Source organism: Petropleomorpha daqingensis (assembly GCF_013408985.1).
Classification (GTDB): domain Bacteria; phylum Actinomycetota; class Actinomycetes; order Mycobacteriales; family Geodermatophilaceae; genus Petropleomorpha; species Petropleomorpha daqingensis.
This window is the reverse complement of sequence record NZ_JACBZT010000001.1, coordinates 1,029,991-1,054,441: the sequence shown is the minus strand read 5'-3', so window position 1 is coordinate 1,054,441 and position 24,451 is coordinate 1,029,991. Positions and strand designations below refer to the sequence as shown.

23 protein-coding genes are annotated in these 24,451 nt (G+C 73.2%); 16 read left to right on the top strand and 7 right to left on the bottom strand.

From position 1 onward, the window contains the following. Positions 1-26: 26 nt before the first annotated feature. Positions 27-158, bottom strand: a complete 132-nt coding sequence (locus GGQ55_RS27565) for a hypothetical protein (RefSeq protein WP_281371287.1) — start codon at positions 156-158, stop codon at positions 27-29. A gap of 199 nt (positions 159-357) precedes the next feature. Between GGQ55_RS27565 and GGQ55_RS28215 the strand changes: the two genes are divergently transcribed. Then, positions 358-1,944 carry a diguanylate cyclase domain-containing protein gene (locus tag GGQ55_RS28215; protein ID WP_179715414.1) on the top strand — a complete coding sequence of 529 codons (1,587 nt, stop codon included), beginning with the start codon at positions 358-360 and terminating at the stop codon, positions 1,942-1,944. On the opposite strand, the gene GGQ55_RS05070 is transcribed toward GGQ55_RS28215, so the two are convergent. After that, on the bottom strand, positions 1,941-2,207 hold the full coding sequence (locus GGQ55_RS05070) for a chorismate mutase (RefSeq protein WP_179715413.1): 267 nt from the start codon (positions 2,205-2,207) through the stop codon (positions 1,941-1,943). The genes GGQ55_RS28215 and GGQ55_RS05070 overlap by 4 nt on opposite strands. A 297-nt stretch (positions 2,208-2,504) precedes the next feature. Here GGQ55_RS05070 and GGQ55_RS05065 point away from each other — a divergent pair, with 297 nt between their 5' ends. Further along, positions 2,505-3,593 (top strand): methyl-accepting chemotaxis protein, encoded by a 1,089-nt coding sequence (locus GGQ55_RS05065; protein ID WP_179715412.1) that lies wholly within the window; start codon positions 2,505-2,507, stop codon positions 3,591-3,593. A 63-nt stretch (positions 3,594-3,656) separates the two neighbouring features. Beyond that, positions 3,657-5,951, top strand: a complete 2,295-nt coding sequence (gene pcrA, locus GGQ55_RS05060; protein WP_179715411.1) for a DNA helicase PcrA — start codon at positions 3,657-3,659, stop codon at positions 5,949-5,951. 108 nt (positions 5,952-6,059) lie between these two features. Here pcrA and GGQ55_RS05055 read toward each other — a convergent pair whose 3' ends face one another. Further along, positions 6,060-6,827 (bottom strand): M23 family metallopeptidase, encoded by a 768-nt coding sequence (locus GGQ55_RS05055; RefSeq protein ID WP_179715410.1) that lies wholly within the window; start codon positions 6,825-6,827, stop codon positions 6,060-6,062. A gap of 136 nt (positions 6,828-6,963) precedes the next feature. After that, entirely contained in the window at positions 6,964-7,863 is a 900-nt protein-coding gene (locus tag GGQ55_RS05050) for an esterase/lipase family protein (protein WP_179715409.1), read from the bottom strand. Positions 7,864-8,046: 183 nt separating this feature from the next. Between GGQ55_RS05050 and GGQ55_RS05045 the strand changes: the two genes are divergently transcribed. Both GGQ55_RS05045 and icmB read left to right on the top strand, forming a co-directional pair. Then, complete coding sequence (locus GGQ55_RS05045; protein ID WP_366488767.1) at positions 8,047-9,096, top strand: hypothetical protein; 1,050 nt, start codon at positions 8,047-8,049, stop codon at positions 9,094-9,096. A 19-nt stretch (positions 9,097-9,115) separates the two neighbouring features. Continuing rightward, positions 9,116-9,526 (top strand): coenzyme B12-dependent isobutyryl CoA mutase small subunit, encoded by a 411-nt coding sequence (gene icmB / locus GGQ55_RS05040; protein WP_179715408.1) that lies wholly within the window; start codon positions 9,116-9,118, stop codon positions 9,524-9,526. Positions 9,527-9,549: 23 nt separating this feature from the next. On the opposite strand, the gene GGQ55_RS05035 is transcribed toward icmB, so the two are convergent. After that, positions 9,550-11,403, bottom strand: coding sequence for a CocE/NonD family hydrolase (locus tag GGQ55_RS05035; RefSeq protein WP_179715407.1), 1,854 nt, complete (start codon positions 11,401-11,403; stop codon positions 9,550-9,552). A 125-nt stretch (positions 11,404-11,528) separates the two neighbouring features. On the opposite strand from GGQ55_RS05035, the gene sucC reads away from it, so the two are divergent. From sucC to GGQ55_RS05000, 7 genes are all read left to right on the top strand, one after another. Next, entirely contained in the window at positions 11,529-12,689 is a 1,161-nt protein-coding gene (gene sucC / locus GGQ55_RS05030; protein ID WP_179715406.1) for an ADP-forming succinate--CoA ligase subunit beta, read from the top strand. Between the two features lie 31 nt (positions 12,690-12,720). Further along, positions 12,721-13,599: a succinate--CoA ligase subunit alpha gene (gene sucD, locus GGQ55_RS05025; protein ID WP_179715405.1), complete on the top strand. Its 879-nt coding sequence runs from the start codon at positions 12,721-12,723 to the stop codon at positions 13,597-13,599. Between the two features lie 163 nt (positions 13,600-13,762). Beyond that, entirely contained in the window at positions 13,763-14,941 is a 1,179-nt protein-coding gene (locus GGQ55_RS05020; RefSeq protein ID WP_179715404.1) for a hypothetical protein, read from the top strand. A gap of 120 nt (positions 14,942-15,061) precedes the next feature. Then, positions 15,062-16,294, top strand: a complete 1,233-nt coding sequence (locus GGQ55_RS05015; protein WP_179715403.1) for a cell division protein PerM — start codon at positions 15,062-15,064, stop codon at positions 16,292-16,294. Positions 16,295-16,314: 20 nt separating this feature from the next. Next, positions 16,315-16,929 carry a phosphoribosylglycinamide formyltransferase gene (gene purN / locus GGQ55_RS05010; RefSeq protein WP_179715402.1) on the top strand — a complete coding sequence of 205 codons (615 nt, stop codon included), beginning with the start codon at positions 16,315-16,317 and terminating at the stop codon, positions 16,927-16,929. Continuing rightward, positions 16,926-18,476 carry a bifunctional phosphoribosylaminoimidazolecarboxamide formyltransferase/IMP cyclohydrolase gene (gene purH, locus GGQ55_RS05005; protein WP_179715401.1) on the top strand — a complete coding sequence of 517 codons (1,551 nt, stop codon included), beginning with the start codon at positions 16,926-16,928 and terminating at the stop codon, positions 18,474-18,476. The genes purN and purH overlap by 4 nt, the downstream gene beginning before the upstream one ends. Next, a complete protein-coding gene (locus GGQ55_RS05000) occupies positions 18,476-19,087 on the top strand; it encodes a pentapeptide repeat-containing protein (RefSeq protein WP_179715400.1) in 612 nt (203 codons plus the stop codon). The genes purH and GGQ55_RS05000 overlap by 1 nt, the downstream gene beginning before the upstream one ends. Here the strand turns inward: GGQ55_RS05000 and GGQ55_RS04995 are convergent. After that, complete coding sequence (locus GGQ55_RS04995) at positions 19,084-19,770, bottom strand: hypothetical protein (protein WP_179715399.1); 687 nt, start codon at positions 19,768-19,770, stop codon at positions 19,084-19,086. The genes GGQ55_RS05000 and GGQ55_RS04995 overlap by 4 nt on opposite strands. 120 nt (positions 19,771-19,890) lie before the next feature. Here GGQ55_RS04995 and GGQ55_RS04990 point away from each other — a divergent pair, with 120 nt between their 5' ends. The 4 genes from GGQ55_RS04990 to GGQ55_RS04975 are packed head-to-tail and all read left to right on the top strand — an operon-like array spanning position 19,891 to position 23,316. Beyond that, positions 19,891-20,760, top strand: coding sequence for a bifunctional methylenetetrahydrofolate dehydrogenase/methenyltetrahydrofolate cyclohydrolase (locus tag GGQ55_RS04990; protein WP_179715398.1), 870 nt, complete (start codon positions 19,891-19,893; stop codon positions 20,758-20,760). A gap of 5 nt (positions 20,761-20,765) precedes the next feature. After that, a complete protein-coding gene (locus GGQ55_RS04985) occupies positions 20,766-21,065 on the top strand; it encodes a DUF3017 domain-containing protein (RefSeq protein ID WP_179722304.1) in 300 nt (99 codons plus the stop codon). A 44-nt stretch (positions 21,066-21,109) separates the two neighbouring features. Next, positions 21,110-22,063, top strand: a complete 954-nt coding sequence (gene mdh, locus GGQ55_RS04980) for a malate dehydrogenase (RefSeq protein ID WP_179715397.1) — start codon at positions 21,110-21,112, stop codon at positions 22,061-22,063. A 38-nt stretch (positions 22,064-22,101) separates the two neighbouring features. Further along, the gene (locus GGQ55_RS04975) at positions 22,102-23,316 is read left to right on the top strand and encodes an NADP-dependent isocitrate dehydrogenase (RefSeq protein WP_179715396.1); all 1,215 of its coding nucleotides are present in this window, start codon (positions 22,102-22,104) and stop codon (positions 23,314-23,316) included. A gap of 156 nt (positions 23,317-23,472) precedes the next feature. Here the strand turns inward: GGQ55_RS04975 and GGQ55_RS04970 are convergent, their stop codons facing one another. Next, positions 23,473-24,327, bottom strand: a complete 855-nt coding sequence (locus GGQ55_RS04970; RefSeq protein WP_366488764.1) for a CAP domain-containing protein — start codon at positions 24,325-24,327, stop codon at positions 23,473-23,475. Positions 24,328-24,451: the final 124 nt, after the last annotated feature.

The window sequence follows — 24,451 nt, the reverse complement described above, 5'->3', positions numbered from 1 at the left end:
ACGGGGCAGCCGCGCCGGATGTGACATCAGTCCAGGGGCAGTGCCGGCAGCCGCTTGAGGAACCGGCGCAGCGGCAGCGGTCGGGTGGAGGTCCCAGCGGGGTCAGGGCCGGGCGGCGGCGGGACGTCGGGCCCCGGTTCCTGCGGCGATGCGCTCATGCCGTCCAGGCTGGCCCGCGCGGTACCGGACGTCGTCGTTCCAGGAGTCGAATCGCGGTCGGCCGCAGTGCATCGTCCGGAGGACCCCGTCTCCTCCTCCGGATGGATCCCCCCGGGCCGGAACACCGTCGTTCCGACCCGAGAACGGACGTCGAAACCCCTGGTCGGCGAGGGGGCTGATTCGCCATGCTGTCCCACCGTGGCTGTTTCGGCACACCCCGTGGTCGACCGGAGAGTGCGATCGGGGGCCGCCGCGGCGCTCCCCCCGGTCGCGGCGGGCACGGCGGGGCTGTTCGTCCTCGGCTGCCTGATCGCCTCGCTGACCCTGCCCGGCGACCTGTACTCGCGGGTGGTCACCAACGTGGCGCAGTTCGTCGCGCCGGCCGTCGCCGCCGTCACCCTCGGGCTGCGGGCGCGCCGGTCCACCGGGCGGTTGCTCGCCGCGTGGACGGTGCTCGCCGTCGGCTGCGGGTGCTGGGCGGCCGGCCAGGCCTGGTGGGCGCAGCAGGAGATCAGCGGCGCGGGCATCCCGTTCCCCTCGGTCGCCGACATCGGCTACCTCGCGTTCCCGGTGCTCGCCGCGGTGGGGCTGCTGCTCTACCCGAGCGACGGCGGGGCGCGCGGCCGTTGGCGGCGCACCTCCGACGCCGTCATGACCTCGGCGGCAGTCGGGCTGGTGAGCTGGGAGACCGCGCTCGGCGCGATCGCCGACCGGACCACGCCGGACGAGCCGCTGACGTGGGTGCTCTTCCTCGCCTACCCGGTGCTGGACGTCGTCCTCATCGTCCTGGCCGTGCTGACCGCCGCCCGGACCCGCAACCCCCGCCTGCCGCTGGTGCTGGTCTGCGCCGGCCTGGTCGCGCTGAGCGTCTCCGACAGCGCCTTCGCCTACCTGCAGGCGACCATGTCCTACCGCGGCGGCTCGCTCGACCTCGGCTGGGTCGCCGGCTTCCTCCTGCTCGCACTGGCCGGGCTGGCCCGCACGCCGACCGCGGTGCCGGAGACACCGGAACGAGAGGCGACGGCGGAACTGCGCGCCGACCTGCTGCCCTACCTGCCGGTCGCCGTCGCGCTGGTCGCCACCTTCGTCTACGCGCTCACCGGCGGGCAGCTCGGCATCGTCGCGGTGTCGCTCTCGGTGGTCGTCATCGGGCTGATCCTGGTGCGCCAGTACGTCACCCTGCGCGAGAACGTGCGGCTCAACCGCGAGCTGGTCCAGCGGGAGGCGCTGCTCCGGCACCAGGCGTTCCACGACGGCCTGACCGGGCTGGCCAACCGCGCGCTGTTCCTCGACCGCCTCGAGCACGCGCTCGCCGTCCACCGCCGGGAGCCGCGGCCGGTCGCGCTGGTCTTCCTCGACCTCGACGACTTCAAGGTCGTCAACGACACCCTCGGCCACGCCGCCGGCGACGCGCTGCTGGTGGAGGTGGCGGTCCGGTTGCGCGGTGCCCTGCGGACCGCCGACACGGTCGCCCGGCTGGGCGGGGACGAGTTCGCCGTCCTCCTCGACCCGGCGGACGACGTCGAGGCCGCCATCACCCGCGCGCTCGACGCACTGCGCACGCCGGTCGTCCTCGCCGGGACTCCGGTGCCGGTGCGGGCCAGCGCCGGGGTGTGCGTGCTCGGCCCGGAGGACCCGTCGGCCCGGGCGGACGCGGTGCTCGTGCGCGCCGACACGGCGATGTACGCGGCGAAGCGCGCGGGCAAGGACCGGGTGGTCCGCTTCACGCCCGGTCTGCCGCTCCAGGCGGGAGCCCGCGAGCCGCGGGGTGTGCTGACCTCCTAGAGGCGGCCGCGCCCCTGGCGCAGCAGCATCAGGCCGAGCGCGGCGCCGTCCGTCCCGAGCGCGGCCTGGAACCTCGCCAGGACCTGCTGCTCGCGGGCGAGGGAGAGGCGTGTGCCGCCGGCGGCGGCGCGCAGCTGCCCGATCTCGCGGGAGATGGCGAGCCGGCGCTGCACGAGCTCGATGATCTCGGCGTCGCAGGCGTCGATCTCGGTGCGCAGCTCGCCGATGCGGGCCGTGGCATCAGGTGCGGTGGTGGTGCTCATCGGAACGGTTCCTCCGGGGCGGTTCGGCCGTCTGACCCCGGAACGAGAAACGCCCCGGGCTCTTCGGGCCCGGGGCGTCGGTTGCTGTGGTCGCTCAGCCAGCAGTGACGGACACCGGATCCCGGTGACCGTAAAAAAACACGGAGCTGGTGTGCAGCACGGCAGCAGTGTGCCACAGCCGCCGGACGCGCCGCCAGGATGTGACGTCGGCGGCTCCGCTGGAGGAGCGGACGGCCCAGGCCGATGGGAGAACGGCCGCAGGACCCGCCGCGGCCTCGTCGCACAGGAGCCCCGAACGTGCCCTCCTTCCTCCGCCCGCACTCCCGGCTCGAGGGATCCCCGCTGGTCACCGACCCGAGCACGCTCCGGGCGGTCCTCGACGCCGCTCCGGTGACGCTGTTCGTCACCGACGAGCGCGGCGAGATCGTCCACCGCAACGCGGCCGCCGGGACGACGCTGGCCGACGCCGTCGCGATGCTGGGGGAGCGCGGCCTGGACCAGCTGCGCGGGACCCTGCGCCGCGTGATCCGGGAGCGCACGCAGTTCCCGGTGCACGAGACGATCGTCGTCGAGGGCGACCAGCGGATGGTGGCCCAGCTGGGCATCGGCCGGATCCCGGGCGGCTACGTCGTCCACTGGCGCAACGACACCGCCCGCGCCGCGCTCGCCACGGCGACGGGGGAGCTGGCCGACGGGCTCGCCGACGACGGCGCCGCGCTCGCCGCCGTCGGGGACACCCTGGCCGGTGCGGCGGAGGGCTGCTCCGCGCAGGCCGGGACCGTCTCCGCCGGCGCCGTCCAGCTCACGGCCAGCATCGACGACATCAGCCGGAACACCTCGGCGGCGGTGACCAGCACCGCGAACGCCGTGACGTCGGCGCGGGCGGCGACCGACAGCGTCGAGAAGCTCTCCGCCTACAGCGCCGAGATCGGCAGCATCTCGAAGCTGATCATCTCGATCGCCGAGCAGACGAACCTCCTGGCGCTCAACGCCACGATCGAGGCCGCGCGCGCCGGGGAGGCCGGCAAGGGCTTCGCCGTCGTCGCCAACGAGGTCAAGGAGCTGGCCAGCGGCACGGCCGAGGCGTCGGCGAACATCAACCGGATGATCGAGACGATCCAGGCCGGCAGCCGGGCCGCGGTCGAGGCGATCGCCGACATCGTCGCCCGGATCACCGAGCTCGAGGAGCAGCAGACGACCATCGCCGCGGCGGTCGAGGAGCAGAGCGCCACCGCGGCCGGGATCTCCCAGGCGACCGGGGGTCTCGCGGGGGCGGCCCAGACGACGTCGGACTCGGTGACCGGCGTCCGCTCGGCGGTCGGCTCGATGGCCGACCGGGCGGCGCGCCTGCGGGAGCTGCTGGCCGATCTCCACAGCGCGAGCTGACCGTTCACAGACGTCACACGAGGACCGGGAGCCGTCACCCGTCCGGCTTACAGTGATGTGGTCATGAGCAGCGCCCAGTCAGCCCTCCCCGGTACCGCCACCCTCCAGCGCACCGCGCCGGGCTCGGTGGGTCGCGATCTCGACCGCATGCTCGCCGGCCTGAACGGCCCGCAGCGCGACGCCGTCGTCCACGAGGGCGGGCCGCTGCTCATCGTGGCCGGCGCCGGGTCGGGCAAGACGCGCGTGCTCACCCACCGCATCGCCTACCTGCTCGGTGCGCGGCACGTGCAGCCCGGCGAGATCCTCGCGATCACCTTCACCAACAAGGCCGCCGGCGAGATGAAGGAGCGCGTGGCCAACCTCGTCGGTCCGCGCGCCCGCGCGATGTGGGTGTCGACGTTCCACTCGATGTGCGTGCGGATCCTGCGCGCCGAGGCGTCGAAGCTCGGCCTGAAGTCGTCGTTCACGATCTACGACCAGGGCGACTCGGTGCGGCTGATGACGATGGTCGCCCGCGACCTCGACCTCGACGCCAAGCGCTACCCCGGCCGCAGCCTCGCCGCCCAGGTGTCCAACCTGAAGAACGAGCTCATCGACGAGGAGAGCTACGTCCCGTCGACGGCGCCGGAGAAGGTGCTGGCCGAGGCCTACAAGCTCTACCAGCAGCGGCTGCGCCAGGCGCACGCGCTGGACTTCGACGACCTGATCATGACGACCACGCACCTGCTGCAGGCCTTCCCGGACGTCGCCGAGCACTACCGCCGCCGCTTCCGGCACGTGCTCGTCGACGAGTACCAGGACACCAACCACGCGCAGTACGTGCTGGTCCGCGAGCTGGTCGGCCCGCCCGGTGGCCCGGTGCCGCCGGCCGAGCTGTGCGTCGTCGGCGACGCCGACCAGTCCATCTACGCCTTCCGCGGCGCGACGATCCGCAACATCGACGAGTTCGAGCGCGACTACCCCGAGGCCACGACGATCCTGCTGGAGCAGAACTACCGCTCCACCCAGCGGATCCTGCGGGCGGCCAACACCGTCATCGCGAAGAACACCGGTCGCCGTCCCAAGAACCTGTGGACCGATGCCGGCGACGGCGAGCTCATCGAGGGCTACGTCGCCGACAACGAGCACGACGAGGCCGCGTGGGTCGCCGAGCAGATCGACGCGCTGGTCGACGAGGGCACGGCAGCACCCAAGGACATCGCCGTCTTCTACCGGACCAACAACGCCTCCCGCGTCTTCGAGGAGGTGTTCATCCGGGTCGGGATGCCCTACAAGGTGGTCGGCGGCGTGCGCTTCTACGAGCGCAAGGAGGTCCGCGACGCGCTGGCGTACCTGAAGGTGGTCGCCAACCCGGCGGACGTCGTCAGCCTCCGGCGGGTGATCAACACCCCGAAGCGCGGGATCGGCGACCGGGCCGAGGCCTGCATCGAGCAGTTCGCCGACCGCGAGCGGATCGCGTTCGCGACCGCGCTGCGCCGCTGCTCGGAGATCCACACGCTCGCCCCGCGCTCGCTCAAGGCGATCCAGGAGTTCGTCGCGCTGCTGGAGGAGTTCGAGCAGCTGGTGGAGACCGGCTCCGGGCCGGCCGCGCTGCTGGAGAGCATCCTCGACCGCACCGGCTACCTCGCCGAGCTGTCGGCCTCGACCGATCCGCAGGACGAGGGCCGTGTCGACAACCTCAACGAGCTCGTCTCGGTCGCCGCCGAGTTCGAGGCGGCCAGCCCCGGGGGCTCGGTCACCGACTTCCTCGAGCAGGTCTCGCTCGTGGCCGACGCCGACCAGGTCCCGGTCGCGGGTGACGACGCCGGCGTCGTCACCCTGATGACCCTGCACACCGCCAAGGGGCTGGAGTTCCCGGTCGTGTTCCTGACCGGTCTCGAGGACGGCGTCTTCCCGCACCTGCGGGCCCTCGGCGACCCCAAGGAGCTCGAGGAGGAGCGGCGGCTGGCCTACGTCGGCATCACGCGGGCGCAGCAGCGGCTGTTCCTCTCGCGGGCGCAGGTGCGCACGAGCTGGGGGCAGCCGGCCTACAACCCGCCGTCCCGATTCCTCGACGAGCTGCCGGCCGACACGGTGCACTGGGAGCGCAAGGACGCCGCGCCGATCTCGACGTCGTACTCGTCGGCGCAGCAGCGGGTCGCCGCGACCGGGCTCTCGACCGGCGGGCTGCGCGGCGGCGCGGGCAACCGGCCGATCATCGCCGTCGAGGTGGGCGACCGGGTCAGCCACGACGCGTTCGGGATGGGCACCGTGGTCGAGGTCAACGGCGTCGGCGACAAGGCCCAGGCGACCGTCGACTTCGGCTCCGGCGGCACCAAGCGCCTCGTCCTGCGCTACGCCCCCCTCGTCAAGCTCTAGGCGTCACGCAGGCCCTGCCCGCGACTCTCGCGGTCTTTCTGCAGCTCTTGCGGTCCTGCAGGACCGCGAAAGCAGCAGGAAAACCGCAAGACCAGCGCCGAGCGCTCCTCAGCCGACGCTGATGCCGCGGTCGGCGAACCAGGGAGCCGGGTTGAACGGCTTGCCGGTCATCCCGCCGCGGTGCAGCTCGAAGTGCAGGTGCGGGCCGGTCGACTGCCCCTGGTTGCCCACCTTGGCGATCTGGTCGCCGGCGTGGACGACGTCCCCGGCCTTCACGTTGTAGTACTTCATGTGGCCGTAGATCTCGACGTCGCCGTCGGCGTTCTGGATGTAGATCGCGTTGCCGAACCCGGACGCGGGGCCGGCCTTCAGCACGACACCGTCGGTCGCCGCGTAGATGGGCGTGCCGAGCGGGGCGGCCATGTCGATGCCCCAGTGCATGGTGCCCCAGCGCATGCAGTAGCAGGTGGTCAGCCGGAAGTCGGTGACCGGCAGCACGGTCTTCGGCTCGCGGGCCGCGCGGGAGGCGGCGAGCTCGTTGAGCCGTGCCTGCGCCTCGGCCTCGGTGATGCTGGCGCGGGCCACGGCGTCGTCCATCCCGCCGGTCAGACCGACGTCGGACGCCGTCCCGAGCCCGTAGTCGGCCGCGGACGCCACGACGTCGGTGGGACCGCTGCCGAGCAGGCCGGGCAGGCCGGCGACGAGGGCACCGAGGATCAGCGCGGCCAGCCACAGCGGGGCGCGCTTGCCGGGGGGCTGCGGGAGGCGGCGGGTGTGCGTCGTCTCGCCGGCGTCGTCCGCGGGACGGGCGCTTCCGAGGGAGACGTCCGTCGCGGGGAGGATCCCAGGCCGGGGAAGGACCAGGGAGCGGGACACAGGTGCACCTTCCGGTGGAGCGACGGCCACGACTGCTGCCGGGACCGTGACCGGACCGTAACGATGCGTCAGGAGTCGACAAAGCACCTCGCGGCACGTGTCGTGCCGGGCCCGTTCCGGATGTGACGGGTGGGACTCAGGCGACCGCGGCGGTCAGCGACGCGACCGTGGACACGGTCCGTCGCAGGCCCGCGAGCGTCGCCGCGACCTCGTCCAGGACACCGCGGTGGATCGGCAGGGACATGTGCCCGACGCCCCGCACGAGCACGTTGCGCGCCCCCAGGTCGGGGTGGTCGCACCGGCCGGAGCTCGTGGGCAGCACCATCTGGTCGATGTCGCTGTAGACGGCGGTGATCCGGGTGGTGCAGCCGGGCGCAGGCTCCGCGAGCTCCTGGTACAGCGGCGAACCGGGCCGCAGCTGCCGGATCAGCGGCGCCGGGACGACGTTGGCCCACCGCGAGCCCTGGTGCGGCGTGCCGAGGGTCACCAGCGAGTCGACCCGCCGGTCACCGCCCAGCCGCTGCACGAAGTAGCGCGAGATCAGCCCGCCGAGGCTGTGCCCGACCACGTGGATCCGCTCGTGCCCGGTGTCCTGGCAGATCTGCTCGACGCGGTCGGCGAGGTCGTGGGCGGCCTCGGCGACGTCGCCGAGCAGCGGGCTGTAGTTCCAGGAGCACACCGAGCCGAAACCGCGCCGGCGCAGGCTGCGGCGCATCACCGCGAAGGCCGAGCTGTTGTCGACCAGGCCGTGGACCAGCAGCACCGGGGTGCGCGAGGCCAGCGGGTCGTCGGCGAACAGCGCCCGGACGGCGGGGGACTGCGCCCCGGGCCGGAACCGGACGTCCGGACGCAGCTGCTCGCTGCGCGTGCCGAACGGGTAGAGCAGCACGTGCGCGCCGACCCAGGCCAGCTCGGTGAGCCCGCCGGTCAGCGCGGCGGGGGAGCACAGAGAGCGCAGGCCGCCTCGTGGCGATCCCGAGGGAACGCCGCCGATGTGCGACTCTGGACCGGAGTCCGGATCGCTCCTCGGTTGCATCCCACTACCTCCGTCTGCTCCCACCGGTGCGTTCCGGGACGGCCTTCCCGCCGGTGGCGGAGCACTCCCTGTGTGCTCCGTTCACGTGACGGTAATGCCTGTGTGTGTTCGTCGTCACACGGGCAGAGCTGCTCATCGGCGGAATGACGCCTGTTCGTGACCATCCCGGCCGAAGGGGAATCCGTGCCCACCCGCAGTGGACCCGCCCGCGACCGCGCTCCCTCGGCGGCCGACCGCGTGCCGAGTCGCCCGTCCGCCCGCCGCACCGGCTCGGCCCGGCGCAGCGCGCCGACCGCGCCGGTCGACGAGGTCGTCGTCGGCACCGTGCCGGTTCCCGCCCGGCTGGCCGGCGGGCTGCTGGTCCTGGCCGCCGTCCTGGCGGTCGTGGCGCTCTTCCCGACCTACCTCGTCGTGGGCGGCACGGTGGTGTCCCCGGCGCGCAACGCCGGCAGCGTGCTGGTCGCGCTGCTGGTCCCGGTCGTCTCCGCGGCGGTCGGCGTCGTGCTCGCCCGCGGTGCGGTGCCGAAGTTCGGCCTCGCCTACGCCGGGACGGCGGCCGCGCTGTCGGTCGGTCCGCTGCTCATCGAGCTGTACCGCGGCAGCAGCTCGACGTCGCGGCCCGCCGTCGAGGTGCTCGCCGGGGAGAAGGTCCTGACCAGCAGCGTCGAGATCGGCGCCGGCTGGGTGCTCGGCGTCGCCTCGCTCGCCGTCTTCGTGCTGGCCGGTCTGCTCGCCGCCTTCGCGTGGGGCCGCACGGTCATGGAGGACGGCGGCACGCTCGACCCCGTGCGCTCCGCGCTCGCCGGCGCCGGGGTCCTGCTCGGCGTCGGGACGGTGCTCTGCCTGACCCTGCCCGCCGCCGACGTGCCCGACCGGATCGTCACCGACCCCTCCACCCACATGCAGACGGTGGTGACGTCGGAGGGCCCGCAGGCGCTGCTCGAGCGGCCGGGCCTGGCGCTGCTGGGCGGGCTGCTGCTCGCCGGCGCGATCGTCCTGTGCTCCGTCGTGGCGCCGTCGCTGCGGCCGCGGCTGGCGACCGTCGGCGCCCTGCTGGCCCTCGCCGTCGCCGTCCTCGACGCCGGCCTGACCGGCGTGCGCGACGCCCTCTCCTCCTCCGAGCTGGAGTGGACGGTGCCCGGCGCCGGGCTGCTGGTCGCCGGGCTCGGCTACGTGCTGCTGACCGTCCTCGCCTGGCGGCTGCGCCGGACGCCGTCGTCCGAGCGCGGCTGAGCGCCGCTACAGTCCCCCCATGGCGGAGGAACGCATCCGGGTGGTGGTCGCCAAGCCCGGCCTCGACGGGCACGACCGCGGTGCCAAGGTCGTGGCCCGGGCGCTCCGGGACGCCGGCATGGAGGTCGTCTACACCGGCCTGCACCAGACGCCCGAGCAGATCGTCGAGACGGTCGTCCAGGAGGACGCCGACGCCGTCGGCCTATCCGTGCTCTCCGGGGCGCACATGACGCTGTTCGAGCGGCTCTCCGAGCTGCTGCGCGAACGAGGCGTCGACGACGTCGTGGTGTTCGGCGGCGGGATCATCCCGGACGAGGACATACCCGAGCTCGAACGGATGGGGGTGGCCCGGGTCTTCACGCCCGGCGCGACCACCACCGAGATCGTCGACTGGGTCCGCGAGCACGTCGGGGCCCCGGCAGGAGCCTGAGCGCAGCAGCTCCAACCGGCACGTCACGAGGTCACCGGCAGGGTCAGCTGCTGCACGTGCCCGGCGCCGGTGGTCAGCGTGACCGGCTGCGGCGCCGTCGACCCGCGGTAGGCCAGGTCGCCGCCGGCCAGGACGACGGCCAGCCGGTGCCCGGGCAGGAACCGGTGCACGATGCCCGGCAGCTCGATCGTCACCGGCTGGGTCACGTCGGTGATCCGGGCCGGCGAGATCACCCGGTGCGGCAGCTCGATCGCGCCGTCCGGGCCGATGTCGTAGAGCTTGGCGAAGACGACGAGCTGCCCGGCCGGCCCGGCGGACTGGGTCAGCGCCGCGGGGGAGTCCAGCTGCACCGTCAGCTGCCCGGAGCCGACCACGTCGAGGGGCTTCGTCAGCGGCGCGGTGGCGAAGCGGATCGCCGTCCCGGGCGGGTCGGTGACCGGCTGGGACTGGTCGAGCGCCGATGTCTCGGTGTAGTTCGGCCCGACCGGCGCGACGCTCGAGTAGGCGCTGGTGCCGGGCACGACCGCGGCCTGGCGGTCGACGAGGGTGCCGTCGCCGGGACCGCCGCCGGACAGGTACAGCGTCCGCTGCGAGCCGACGGGGTAGCACGGTGCGGTCGCGTAGGCCTTGGCCGCGTCGCCGGTGGCCGCGTAGACCCAGTCGCGGAAGTAGGAGAAGTTCAGCTTCGGGGCGGGGCCCTTGCCGAGCAGGTAGTGGTCGAACCACTGGATGGCCAGCCGGCCCTGGTAGGACGACGCCGGGTGGCGCTCGTCGAGCTCGCCGGGCACCGGCGTCGAGCCGCTGTGCCCCCATGACTGCCACTGCAGCGCGACCGGGGTGCCCTGCTGCTTCAGCGTCGTGTAGGTCGCCACCGACTCCTGCAGGTTGAACAGGGTGTCCGCCTGGCCCTGGGCCAGGAACGTGGGCACCCGGACGTCGGAGATGTAGCTGGCCACGGAGTTGGAACGCAGGTAGTCGATCGAGGCCTGGCTGGCGTAGCCCTGCGTGCCGATCTCCAGCAGCGCCTGGCACACCGGCGGGTCGAAGTTCCCGCAGTTGTCGTTCACGAACGTCTGGAACTTCGCCGGGTCCGACAGCGCCTGCAGGTCCTCGACGCCGTTGACCACGCCGAGCGTGGTGAACAGCAGCGACCACTGGTACTTGAAGACGCCGCTGCCGCCGTAGCTCACCGAGCCGCTGCGCGCGGTGCCGCCGGGCAGGCCGCTGTTCTCGGGGTCGAGGGAGTAGGCCAGGTCGTTCCAGGTGATCATCGGCACGATCGCGTCGAGCCGGTCGGTGCCGGCCTCGTGCTCGTAGGCCGCGGTGGCGAACTGGATCTGCCCGCCGTAGGAGCCGCCGACCATGCCGACCGCCGGGTCGTACGGGGTGCCGGTCGTCGCGTCCTGCCGGATGACCTGGTCGACGTGCACCGGCTGGCCCGTGGCGTCGTCGACCGCGGTGATCGACGGGTCGCCGCCGAGGAAGCGCAGCAGCTGGCTGGCGGCCGCGCCGTCGTGCTCGCGGTCGTCGAGCGTGATCGGGCAGGTGTCGCCGTCGACGAACCCGAGCCCGGTGTAGGACAGCGTCACGTACCCGCGCTCGCCGAAGCCCTGCGCGAGATCGGCCTGGTCGGCCTTGGTGCCACCGAACCCGTTGGTCGCCAGCAGCGCCGGGCCGGGGTGCGCGGCGGTGACGCCCGCGGGCACGTACAGGTCCGCGTCGATCTGGCAGGTGCGGTCCTCGGGACCCACGTGGGTCACCGTGATCGTCAGGTCGCGCGGGACGATGTCGGTGGCCGCGGACGCCGCCGGGGCCAGCACCGCCGTCCCGGCGGCGAGCAGTGTGCACGTGGTCAGGACGGTTGCCGCTCGGCGCATATCTCCCTAACGCGCGTCCGGCCAGGGGGTTACGCGCGAGTAGCTACGGCGTCCGGGTGTGAGCCTCCGCACCTCACCCTTGCCGGTGGAGCGGCCCCGTTTCCCGCGCGTTACGGTGCCTGTTCGTGGATCTCTTCGAGTACCAGGCCCGTGATCTGTTGGCCTCGCACGGCGTGCCCGTGCTCCCCGGGGGCGTCGCCGAGACGCCCGAGCAGGCCGAGGCGATCGCGCGCGACATCGGCCAGCCCGTCGTGGTCAAGGCGCAGGTGAAGGTCGGCGGGCGAGGCAAGGCCGGCGGCGTCAAGCTCGCCGACAACCCCGAGGACGCCAAGGCGCGCGCCCAGGACATCCTCGGGCTGGACATCAAGGGCCACATCACCCACCGCGTGATGGTCGCCCAGGCCAGCGACATCGCCGAGGAGTACTACTTCTCCTACCTGCTCGACCGCGCCAACCGCACCTTCCTCGCCATGGCGTCGAAGGAGGGCGGCATGGAGATCGAGCAGCTCGCCGTCGAGCGGCCCGAGGCGCTGGCCCGCATCCCGGTCGACGCCGTCCAGGGCGTCGACGAGGCCAAGGCCGCCGAGATCGTCGACGCCGGGAACTTCCCGGCCGAGGTCCGCGACCAGGTCATCGCCATCGCGCAGCGGCTGTGGGAGGTCTTCCAGCAGGAGGACGCCACCCTCGTCGAGGTCAACCCGCTCGCCAAGGCTCCCGACGGCACCGTCCTGGCGCTGGACGCCAAGGTGACCCTCGACGACAACGCCTCCTTCCGGCACGACAACCGGGTCGGCCTCGAGGACACCGCGGCCGCCGACCCGCTCGAGGCCCGCGCCAAGGAGAAGCACCTCAACTACGTCAAGCTCGAGGGCGAGGTCGGCATCATCGGCAACGGTGCCGGCCTGGTCATGAGCACCCTCGACGTCGTCGCCTACGCCGGCGAGGAGTTCGGCGGGGTCCGCCCGGCCAACTTCCTCGACATCGGCGGTGGCGCCTCGGCCGAGGTGATGGCCAACGGGCTGGAGATCATCCTGTCCGACCCGGCCGTCAAGAGCGTCTTCGTCAACGTGTTCGGCGGGATCACCGCCTGCGACGCCGTCGCGAACGGCATCGTCCAGGCGCTGCAGATCCTCGGGGACGAGGCGACCAAGCCGCTGGTCGTCCGGCTCGACGGCAACAACGTGGAGGAGGGCCGGCGGATCCTCGCCGAGGCCAACCACCCGCTGGTCACCGTCGTGGACACCATGGACGGCGCCGCGCGCCGCGCCGCCGAGCTCGCCGCCTGACCGCCCCTCCCCGAACAGGACCCATACAGAGATGTCGATCTTCCTCAACGAGAACAGCAAGGTCATCGTCCAGGGCATGACCGGCTCGGAGGGGCGCAAGCACACCCAGCGCATGCTCGCCTCCGGGACCGCGATCGTCGGCGGTGTGAACCCGAAGAAGGCCGGCGAGAACGTCGAGTTCGACGGCGCCACCGTGCCGGTGTTCGGCAACGTCGCCGAGGCGATGAAGGAGACCGGCGCCGACGTCAGCGTCATCTTCGTGCCGCCGGCCGGCGCGAAGGGCGCGGTCATCGAGGCCGTCGACGCGCAGATCGGCCTGGCCGTCGTGATCACCGAGGGCATCCCGGTGCACGACTCGACCTACTTCTGGGCGCACGCGCAGGGTGGCTCGACCCGGATCATCGGCCCGAACTGCCCCGGCCTGATCAGCCCCGGGCGGTCCAACGCCGGCATCATCCCGGCCAACATCACCAAGCAGGGCGCGATCGGCCTGGTCAGCAAGTCCGGCACGCTGACCTACCAGATGATGTACGAGCTCCGCGACATCGGCTTCTCCACCTGCGTCGGCATCGGCGGCGACCCGGTCATCGGCACCACGCACATCGACTGCCTGCAGGCCTTCCAGGACGACCCGGAGACCGAGGCGATCGTGATGATCGGCGAGATCGGCGGCGACGCCGAGGAGCGGGCGGCCGACTTCATCAAGGCCAACGTGACCAAGCCGGTCGTCGGCTACGTCGCCGGGTTCACCGCCCCCGAGGGCAAGACGATGGGCCACGCCGGCGCGATCGTCTCCGGTTCCTCCGGCACCGCCCAGGCCAAGAAGGAGGCCCTCGAGGCTGCCGGCGTCCGGGTCGGCAAGACCCCGTCGGAGACCGCCCGCCTCATGCGGGAGATCGTCGGCGCCTGAGCCGTGTCCGCTGCCCGGTGCCCTTTCGGGGGAACCGGGCAGCGGCGTTCTCCACCCGGTTCGGTCACGGACGGAGGATGACGGGCGTGCCACGGTTGCGCGCAGCGACCTGGGCAGACACCATGCGCTCCGCAACGCCGTTCCTACTGAGGAGAAGCGCGCCATGACCTCCAGCCAGCCCCCGCAGCCGCCGGGCGGGTACGGGCCGCCGCCGGGTGGGCAGCCCGGATACGGGCAGCAGCCCGGCTTCCCGCCGCCGCAGCCGGGGCAGCCCGGTCAGGGCCAGCAGCCGCCCCAGCCCCCGTACGGCCAGCCGCCGCAGCAGCCGCAGCCGCCGCAGCCGCCCTACGGCCAGCCGCCGCAGCAGCCGCCCTACGGGCAGCAGCCCGGCCAGCCTCCCTACGGCCAGCAGCCGCCGGGGCAGCCGCCCTACGGCGCTCCGGGGTACGGGCAGCAGCCCGGCTTCAACCCCTACGGCCAGCCCGCGAGCACGGGCGGCGGGTTCTCGTTCGACGCCAAGAAGCTCACGATGGCGACCTACGTCATCGGTGCCGGCACGCTGGTCTACCTGATCCTCGCGCTGTTCCCGTGGTTCGACTACAGCGACTACGTCTTCGGCATCCCGAACGAGGCGACGTTCTTCAACGACACGCTCAGCGGCTTCGGCAGCGGGCTGGTCACGTTCAGCTTCGTCCTGTTCCTGCTGGCGACGATCTGGGCGCTGCTCCCGGCGTTCTACGAGCTCAAGCTCGGCTTCCCGCGCGGCTGGATCACCGTCGGCCTGGCCGGTCTCGGGTTCGTCCTGACGCTGATCGCGTGGATCCAGTCGCTGGGCGGCGGGTTCTTCATCTTCGCGCTGCTCGGCTTGATCGTGTCCCTGGCCATCGCGCTGTTCGCGTTCCTCTCGCTGCTCCCCGAGCTGAAGAACAAGCCGGCGCTGCCGGGCCAGCTGGCCGGCGCCGCGCAGTGGGCCAACCAGCAGGCGCCGGACCTCACCCAGCAGTTCAACGCTCCGCGCCCGCAGGGCCAGCCCGGGCAGCCCGGGCAGCCCTACGGCCAGCAGCCGCCCGCTCCGGCCGGTCCGCCGCCGCAGCAGCCGTACGCGTCGCCGTCCTACCCGCCGCCGGCCCCCACGGGTCCGGGCGCGCCGGGTGGTTCGCACACCGGTCCCGGGACGACGCCGTCGCCGGCCGCGCCCAGCGGTCCGCCGCCGAGCGGGCCTGCCGCGACGGGCCCGGGCGCGCCGCCGCCCCCGCCGTACGGCCAGCCCGGCGGCTCGACGGCGTCCGGTGAGCAGCCGCGCCCCGAGCACGGCCCGGAGAGCTCCTCGACGGGAGTCTGAGCCGCACCGCACCGACGACGCGCCGGTGGCCCTGTCCGGGCCGCCGGCGCTTCGTGCGTTCGGGGGCCGCCCGGCGCGTGCGCCCGATGAACCGGGCCGGACCTTGCGACAGTGGAGCCCATGCCGTCCTCCTCGACGCGGGCCGCCGCCCCGCGGGCCGCTGCGGCCCCGCGGGCGTCCCTCCTCGAGCGGCTGACCGCGCACGGGCCCGGCGGTGCCCGCGCGGGCGCCGTCTGGGCCGCGGCCGCCGTCCTCGCCGTGACCCTTGTCGGGCTCGTCGGCCTGTCCATCGCCGTCGTCGTCGTCTCTACCCTGGACCCCGGCGGGGGGCTCTCCGTCGGGGGCTCGATCGCGCTCGCCGGCCGGCTGTGGCTGCTGGCGAACGGCGCCGAGCTGCGGCTGCCGTCCGGCCCGCTCCAGCTCGCGCCCCTCCTGCTCACCGCCGCCATCGCCTGGGGTCTGTCCCGGGCCGGGCGGTTCGCCGTCCACGCGGGTAACGCCACCTCGCCGCGCGCCGTCGGCGGCGCCACGGCCGCGCTGGTCGCCGGGCACGTGCTGCTCACCGGTGTGCTCGCCCTGGTCCTGGACGACGACGGCGCGGGCGTGGCCCTCGGTCGGACGCTGGCGGGTGCGGCCGTCCTCGCGCTGGTCGCCGGCGGCTCGGGCGTGCTGAGGGAGTCGGGGGCCCTCGACTCGGTGCTCGACCGGTTGCCCGGCGCGGTCCGCCCGCTGCTGCGCGCCGTCCTGGCGGGTCTGCTGGCCCTGCTGGCGCTGTGCACCGCGGTCGTGGCCGTGGCCCTCGCCGACGACGCCTCCGGCTACGCCGCGGTGTCCGGGTCTCTCGGCGGGGCCGGGGCCGGCGCGCTGGGGCTCCTCGGGCTCGGCCTGCTGCTGCTCCCGAACGCCGCGGCCGCCGTGCTCGGCCTGGCCGCCGGCCCCGGCTTCGTCGTCGGCGCCGGCACCGCCGTCTCGGTGCACGGGGTGTCCCTGGGCGCCGTCCCGGCGCTGCCGCTGCTCGCCGCGCTGCCCGACACCCAGGCGGTGCCCCTGCTCGCGTTCGCCTCCCAGGTCATCCCGGCGCTCGGCGGCCTGGTCACCGGCGTGGTGCTCGGCCGCCGGATGGGGGACGACGACGGCGGCTCGATCGTCGCCGGCCTGTGGGGCGTGGTCGCCGGTGTTCTGCTCGGCGCGGCCTCGGCCGTCGTCGTCTGGCTGGCCGGCGGCGTGCTGGGCGACGGCGCGCTGGCCGAGGTCGGCGCCCCCGCGCTGGCGACCGGCCTGGCCGTGGGCGCTCAGGCGGGCATCGCGGCCGCGTTGGCGGCCACCGTCAGCCGCTGGCGGTCGCTCGGCTGAGCCTGGATAGGGTCGGTCTCGTGCCCGCACCCGAGCCGACCCCGCGGGCGCGGGTCGTCGTCCTCCTGTCGGGCACCGGCTCGCTCTGCGCCGCGCTCCTGGACGCCGCGGCCGACCCCGCGTACCCGGCGCAGGTGGTCGCGGTCGGCGCCGACCGGGACGCGGCCGGCCTCGACCACGCCCGCCGCCGCGGCCTGCCCACCTTCGTCTGCGCGGTCGGCGAGCACCCGGATCGGGCCGCCTGGGACCGCGCGCTGGCCGCCGCGATCGCCGCGCACGAACCCGATCTCGTCGTCTCCGCCGGGTTCATGAAGATCGTCGGCCCTGCCGTCCTGGACGCGTTCGGCGGCCGCCTGATCAACACCCATCCCGCGCTGCTGCCGGCCTTCCCAGGCGCGCACGCGGTGCGCGACGCGCTGGCCGCCGGCGCGAGGGTCACCGGCTCGACGGTGCACCTGGTCGACGCCGGGGTGGACACCGGCCCGGTGCTCGCCCAGCGCGAGGTGCCGGTCGAGGCCGGGGACGACGAGGCGAGCCTGCACGAGCGGATCAAGATCGTGGAGCGTCAGCTCCTGGTGGACACGGTGGCGCAGCTGGCTCCCACCGTCAGGGAAGGACGAAAGGTTCTCTCATGAGTGACCGAACCCCCATCCGGCGGGCCCTGCTGGGCGTCTACGACAAGACCGGCGTCGAGGAGCTGGCCCGCGGGCTGGCCGCGGCCGGCGTCGAGCTGGTCAGCACCGGCGCGACCGCCCGGCGGATCGCCGACGCCGGCGTCCCGGTCACACCGGTGGAGAAGGTGACCGGCTTCCCCGAGTGCCTCGACGGCCGGGTGAAGACCCTGCACCCGGCGGTGCACGCCGGGATCCTGGCCGACCGGCGCAAGGCCGAGCACAGCAAGCAGCTCGAGGAGCTCGGCATCGCGCCGTTCGACCTCGTCGTGGTCAACCTCTACCCGTTCACCGAGACCGTCGCCTCGGGCGCGGCGCCCGACGAGTGCGTCGAGCAGATCGACATCGGCGGCCCGGCGATGGTGCGGGCCGCGGCGAAGAACCACCCGTCGGTCGCCGTGGTCGTCGACCCGGCCCGGTACGGCGACGTCCTCGCCGCCGTGCAGGCCGGCGGGTTCACCCTGGCCGAGCGGCAGCGGCTGGCCGCGGCGGCGTTCCGGCACACCGCGAGCTACGACATCGCCGTCGCCTCGTGGATGGGCAGCGTGCTGGCGCCGGACGACGAGACCGGCTTCCCCACCTGGGTCGGCGCGAGCTGGGAGCGGGCCGACGTCCTGCGCTACGGCGAGAACCCGCACCAGCGGGCCGCGCTCTACCGCGGCCTGACGCCGGGACTGGCGCACGCCGAGCAGTTGCACGGCAAGGCGATGTCCTACAACAACTACATCGACACCGACGCCGCCTGGCGGGCCGCCCACGACCACAACGACCCGTGCGTGGCGATCATCAAGCACGCCAACCCCTGCGGGATCGCCGTCGGCGCCGACGTCGCCTCGGCCCACCGCAAGGCGCACGCCTGCGACCCGGTGTCGGCGTTCGGCGGGGTGATCGCCACCAACCGCGAGGTCGACCTGACCATGGCCGAGCAGATCGCCGAGGTGTTCACCGAGGTGGTCGTCGCGCCGTCGTTCACCGCGGACGCGTTGGCGGTGCTGCAGGGCAAGAAGAACATCCGGCTGCTGCGGCTGCCCACGGTCGCCGCGCCCGCGGTCGAGCTGCGGCCGGTCGGCGGCGGGCTGCTGCTGCAGGCCGTCGACCGGGTGGACGCCCCCGGCGACGACCCGACCACGTGGACGCTGGTCGCCGGCGAGCCCCTGGACGCCGCGGAGCTGGACAACCTCGTCTTCGCCTGGCGCAGCGTGCGCGCGGTGAAGAGCAACGCGATCCTGCTCGCGCACGACAAGGCGACCGTCGGGGTCGGCATGGGCCAGGTCAACCGGGTCGACTCCGCGCGGCTCGCGGTGGCGCGGGCGGGGGACCGGGCCGCCGGCGCGGTGGCCGCCTCCGACGCGTTCTTCCCGTTCGCCGACGGGCTGCAGGTGCTGCTCGACGCCGGTGTGCGGGCCGTCGTCCAGCCGGGCGGCTCGGTGCGCGACGCGGAGGTCATCGAGGCGGCGGCCGCGGCCGGCGTGCCGATGTACCTGACGGGTACCCGCCACTTCGCCCACTGATGCGGCCGCCCGAGGACGGCGCGGTCGTCGAGGGGGAGGACTTCGCCCGCGTCGAGTGGGACGCGGTGGAGCTGTCCGGGGTGACCTTTCGCGACTGCCGGTTCGACGACGCCTCGCTGTCGGAGCTGGTCACCCGCCGCTGCGTGTTCGAGAACTGCGTGGTCAGCGGCTCGAGGCTGGGCGGTTCACGGCATTTCGGGACGGCGTTCCTCTCCTGCCGGTTCGACCGGGCGAAGCTGTTCGACGTCCGCTGGGAGGGCTGCAAGCTGACCGGCTCGCAGTTCCCCGGCGCGGAGCTGCGGCCGATGACGTCGATCGACTCCGACTGGAGCTGGAGCTCGCTGCGCGGCGCGGACCTGTCCGGGCTCGACCTGTCCGGTCAGCGCTTCCGCGAGGCCGACCTGACCGACGCCGACCTGCGTGAGTGCGACCTCACCGGCGCCGACCTCGACCACGCCCGGATGCATGGCGCGAAGCTCCGCGGCAGCGACCTGCGCGGCGCCTCCATGGACGCGGTGGACTGGCGCGGGCTGGACGTGCACGGGGCCCGGTTGGACCTCGTGCAGTCCGTGCAGTTCGCCCGCGCCCACGGCGCGCTGGTTTCCGATTAGGACGTCGTGCCGGCGGTCGTCGTCCCGACCTTGGGTCCGGTGAGCAGGGCCTTCAGGGAGCCGAGGATGCCCAGGACGGCGACGGCGATCGCGAAGTAGAACCCGACGCGGAAGTCGCCGAGCCTCCAGTTCTTGTCGGCCAGGGGGACGAGCACACCCGCCGCCGCCGCGAAGCTGACCAGCAGCGCCAGCAGCCCGAGGAAGCGGTGCGAGCGGGCCGGCACGAGCATCAGCAGGCCGAGGACGAACAGCACGCCGCCACCGAGCATGACCGCGAGCGGCTGCCACATGCCGGAGCTGAAGAACTCGCCCCAGCCCTGGTCGCGGATCGTCGTGAAGCCGAGCTTCAGGATGTCCAGGCCCTTGGCGTCGTCGCGCGGCAGCCAGCTGAGCAGCAGGCTCACGCCGGCCGCGATGCCGGCCAGGATCAGCAGCAGGGCGGCCAGGGCGTCGGCGCGGCGGATCCGCACCGGCGTCGTCGAGTACTGCGGGGTCGTGTAGTAGTTCTCACCCGGCCCGACGTAGCCGTGCGCCCCGGAGCCCACCGCGGACGACCCACCCGTCACCGGGCTGATCCCCGGGGTGGTCTGCTCCCGCCACGCCTCGTCGGCAGGTCGGGGGCTCGGGTCCTCCTGCGCGGACCGGCTCCCGTACGGGAAGGGGGTCTGTTCGCGCTCGCTCATGTCGCTCCTCCGCGGTCAGCAGGCGGTGTTCCCTACGGCTACGGATGCCGCCTGACTGCTGAGCGTAGGGCCGGGAGCGCTTCCCCGGAGGTCTCTGCCGCATCGGGCACACTGTCGGGTGTGCCCGCGACCATCCTCGACGGCAAGGCGACCGCGGCGGCGATCCGCACCGAGCTCACCGAGCGCGTCGCGGCGCTGACCGCCGCCGGCCACCAGCCGGGTCTCGGCACGCTGCTGGTGGGTGACGACCCCGGCAGCCGCTGGTACGTCGACGCGAAGCACAAGGACTGCGCCCAGGTCGGCATCGCCAGCATCCAGCGCGAACTGCCCGCCGCGGCGACGCAGGCCGACGTCCTGGCCGTGGTCGAGGAGCTCAACGCCGACCCGGCGTGCACCGGCTACATCGTCCAGCTCCCGCTGCCCGACCAGGTCGACGAGTACGCCGTCCTGGAGGCGATGGACCCGGCCAAGGACGCCGACGGGCTGCACCCGGTCAGCCTCGGCCGGCTGGTGCTCAACGTCCCCGGCGCGCTGCCGTGCACGCCGGTGGGCATCGTCGAGCTGCTGCGCCGCTACGACGTGCCGATCGCCGGCGCCGAGGTCGTCGTCATCGGCCGCGGCATCACCGTCGGCCGCCCGCTCGGCCTGCTGCTCACCCGCCGCTCGGAGAACGCGACGGTGACCCTGTGCCACACGGGCACCCGCGACCTGGCCGCGCACGTGCGACGCGCGGACATCGTGGTCGCGGCCGCCGGGGTCCCGGGTCTGATCACCGGGGAGATGGTCAAGCCGGGGGCCGCCGTCCTGGACGTCGGCGTCAGCCGGGTGGACGGCAGGATCGCCGGGGACGTCGCCCTCGACGTGCTCGACGTCGCCGGGTTCGTCGCCCCCAACCCGGGCGGGGTCGGTCCGATGACCCGGGCGGAACTGCTGGTCAACGTCGTGACGGCGGCCGAGCAGGCGGCGGCGGTCGACGTGCTGACCGCGTGACGACGATGACCCGGCCGCCGCTCTACGTCCGCCGGCCCTTCCTCGCCGGCCTGATCCGCCAGCTGCCGCTGCTCGCGGTGCTGGTCGCGGTCGGCGTCGGGCTGCTGATGGTCACCTTCGAGCACTGGCGCAAGGGGCTGGTCGTCGTCGGGGTGGCGCTCGTGGGCGGCGCCGTCCTGCGGTTGCTGCTGCCGGTGCGGCGGGTGGGCTTCCTCGCCGTCCGGAGCCGGTGGGTGGACGTCGTCCTGCTCGCCGGGACAGGTCTCGCGCTGGCGGTCATCGCCCTGGCCATCCCCGCTGCCTAGACCCGACCGGGCGTGCGCCGCCGCGCGGCGATAGGTTGACGGCCATGGCTGACAAGTCCAGGACGGGCAAGGTCACGGTCGTCGGCGCCGGCTTCTACGGGTCGACCACCGCTCTGCGGCTCGCCGAGTACGACATCTTCGAGACCGTCGTCCTCACCGACATCATCGAGGGCAAGCCCGAGGGCATCGCCCTGGACATGAACCAGTCGCGGCCGGTCGAGGGCTTCGAGACGAAGGTCGTCGGCGTCGGTGGCGGGTCCTACGAGGGCACCGAGAACTCCGACGTCGTCGTCATCACCGCGGGCCTGCCCCGCAAGCCCGGCATGAGCCGGATGGACCTCATCGAGACCAACGCCAAGATCGTCCGGGACGTCGCGGAGAACATCGCCCGCACCTCGCCCGACGCGGTGATCATCGTCGTGTCCAACCCGCTCGACGAGATGACCGCGCTGGCGCAGCTGGCCACCGGCTTCCCGAAGAACCGGGTGATGGGCCAGGCGGGCATGCTCGACACCGCGCGGTTCACCAACAACGTCGCCGAGGAGCTCGGCGTCCCGGTGGGTTCGGTGCAGACGCTGACCCTCGGCTCGCACGGCGACACGATGGTGCCGGTGCCCTCGCGCTGCACCGTCGACGGCAAGCCGCTCGCCGACGTCCTGCCCGCCGACCGGATCGAGCACCTCGTCGACCGCACTCGCAACGGCGGGGCCGAGGTCGTGGCGCTGCTCAAGACCGGCTCGGCCTACTACGCACCCTCGGCCGCCGCGGCCCGGATGGCGCGCGCGGTCATGGAGGACGCAGGCAGGGTCATGCCGGTCTGCGCCTGGGTGGACGGCGAGTACGGGATCTCCGGGGTGTACCTGGGCGTCGAGGCCGAGATCGGTCGCGAGGGCGTGCGCCGCGTGGTTGAGGGCGAGCTGACCGAGAGCGAGCTGGCCGGCCTGCGCGAGGCCGCCGAGGCGGTGCGGGCCAAGCAGGCCGACGTAGCCGACCTCTGACCCCAACGGTCAGAGCTGCAGAGAGGGAAAGTCACAACGTGAGCAAGATCAAGGTCGAGGGCACCGTCGTCGAACTCGACGGCGACGAGATGACCCGGATCATCTGGCAGTTCATCAAGGACCAGCTGATCCTCCCGTACCTCGACGTCAACCTCGAGTACTACGACCTGGGCATCGAGAAGCGCGACGAGACCGACGACCAGATCACCATCGACGCCGCCAACGCCATCAAGAAGCACGGCGTCGGCGTCAAGTGCGCCACGATCACGCCGGACGAGGCGCGGGTCGAGGAGTTCGGCCTGAAGAAGATGTGGCGCTCCCCGAACGGGACCATCCGCAACATCCTCGGCGGCGTCATCTTCCGCGAGCCGATCATCATGTCCAACGTGCCGCGGCTGGTGCCGGGCTGGACCAAGCCGATCGTCGTCGGCCGTCACGCCTTCGGTGACCAGTACCGGGCCACCGACTTCCGCTTCCCGGGCGAGGGCACGCTGACGCTGACCTTCACCCCGAAGGACGGCAGCGAGCCGATCGAGCACGAGGTCTTCCAGTCGCCGGGCTCCGGTGTGGTGCTCGGCATGTACAACCTGGACGAGTCGATCCGCGACTTCGCCCGGGCCTCGATGAACTACTCGCTGCAGCGCGGCTACCCGCTGTACCTGTCGACGAAGAACACGATCCTCAAGGCCTACGACGGCCGGTTCAAGGACCTGTTCCAGGAGATCTTCGACGCCGAGTTCAAGGACAAGTTCGAGGCCGCCGGGATCACCTACGAGCACCGGCTCATCGACGACATGGTCGCCGCGTCCCTCAAGTGGGAGGGCGGTTACGTCTGGGCGTGCAAGAACTACGACGGCGACGTCCAGTCCGACACCGTCGCCCAGGGCTTCGGCTCGCTGGGCCTGATGACCTCGGTGCTCATGAGCCCCGACGGCCGCACCGTCGAGGCCGAGGCCGCGCACGGCACGGTGACCCGGCACTACCGCCAGCACCAGCAGGGCAAGGAGACGTCGACCAACCCGATCGCATCGATCTTCGCCTGGACCCGGGGCCTGGCCCACCGCGGCAAGCTCGACGGCACCCCCGAGGTCACGCAGTTCGCCGAGACCCTCGAGCGGGTCTGCATCGAGACCGTCGAGAGCGGTCAGATGACCAAGGACCTCGCGCTGCTCATCAGCAAGGACCAGGCCTTCCTGAACACCCAGGACTTCCTGGCCGCGATCGACGCCAACCTCCAGAAGGCCATGGCGTAACGCCTTCGGCATCGAGCGACAGCGGCCCCTCGCCTTCGGGCGGGGGGCCGCTGTCGTGAGGCTCAGCCGGTTGAGCGTCTCTGGAGCCGCGCTGTGGCGCGGCTCCAGAGACGGTGGTGCGGCGAAGCCTGCCCCGGGGGCCGCAGGGAAGACTTCTCAGGCGAAGTCCTGGGTCCACCAGGGGCCGCCGGGGCCGTAGGCCACGCCGACGCCGAGCTTCGTGTACGAGCAGTTCAGGATGTTCGCGCGGTGCCCGGGGCTGTTCATCCACGCGGTCATGACCGAGGCCGCATCGGGCTGGCCGTAGGCGATGTTCTCGCCGAGCACCGTCACGCCCGCCCGCTTGCCGCGGTCGAACGGTGAGAGGCCGTCGGGGTCGGTGTGCGAGAAGAAGCCGCGGTCGCGCATGTCCGCGCTGAACGCCCGCGCGAGCGAGGCGAGCCCGCTGTCGGCGGCGACCGCGCCGCAGCCCGCGGCCGCGCGCTGCTGGTTCACCAGCGCCAGGATCTGCCCCTCGGCGCTCGCGTCGGCCGAACCGGCCGCGGGGGCAGTCGCGACGCTGGTGTCCGGTGCGGGCTCCGCAGCGGGCGCCGGCGCCGGGGCCGGCGCGGGTGCGGGCGCAGGTGCGGACGACGTCTCCTCGGGCGAGGGAGTCGTCGTCTCGGGCGCCGGCGTCTCCACCACCGGCGCGGGCGCGGGCGCGGCAGGCGTGGACGACTGCGCGGCCGTGGCCGATGGCGCCGCGGCAGCAGCGCGCGCACTCCGGCTGGTCCGCGTCGAGGGGCTCGAACCGAGCGCGGCGGCCGAGGCGGCGTTGGTCGACTCGAGGCCGAGCGCGCCGCGCGTTCCCGTGACCGCCGGCGCGTAGGACGGCAGGACCAGCGCGATGGCGGCCAGGACGCCGCAGACGAGCACGACCGGGACGATCAGCGACGGGCGGGGGAGCCGGAGCCCGTAGAGCGCGTCCCGGACACGGCCGAGGAGGGAGGGCCCGCTGGGGGTTTGGTGCACCGGGAAGACCTCGCGGGGTGCTAGATCACGATTCGTTACCGCGTCGAGACTAAACGTATCCGAGGCACTACGGAACGTCAGTTCGAGAATTCGTCGCTGACCGGCCCGAATGGGGGCATACCGG